Origin of the sequence: Paenibacillus cineris (assembly GCF_018333335.1) — a bacterium.
In the GTDB taxonomy this organism is placed as follows: domain Bacteria; phylum Bacillota; class Bacilli; order Paenibacillales; family Paenibacillaceae; genus Paenibacillus_AQ; species Paenibacillus_AQ favisporus.
Window position 1 is genome coordinate 1 of sequence record NZ_BORU01000025.1, and the last position, 343, is coordinate 343.

General features: G+C 49.3%; 2 rRNA genes. Both read right to left on the reverse strand.

What is annotated here, in order from left to right:
* Nucleotides 1-63: ribosomal RNA gene (rrf, locus tag KI379_RS33760) — 5S ribosomal RNA — on the reverse strand; the annotation flags it as partial.
* A 152-nt stretch (nucleotides 64-215) separates the two neighbouring features.
* Nucleotides 216-343, reverse strand: a 23S ribosomal RNA gene (locus KI379_RS33765); the annotation flags it as partial.

Genomic DNA, 343 nt, shown 5'->3' on the forward strand with positions numbered 1-343 from the left:
GGAGGGCTTAACGGTCGTGTTCGGGATGGGTACGCGTGGAACCCCTCCGCTATCGCCACCAAACGGAGCATTGGTTAATCACCAAATGCATAATTCAGGTTTCAGCATCGCCAAATGCTGAAAGTCAGGCACGCTTCTCTCACCCGCTTGGAGTGAAATCAGCAATTTTGACTCCCTGAAAACTAGATACGAAACGAATCTGCGAATTAATCTTTGTGGATAAGCCCTCGACCGATTAGTATTGGTCAGCTCCATGCATTGCTGCACTTCCACCTCCAACCTATCTACCTCGTCGTCTACAAGGGGTCTTACATACTGGGAAATCTCATCTTGAGGGGGGCTT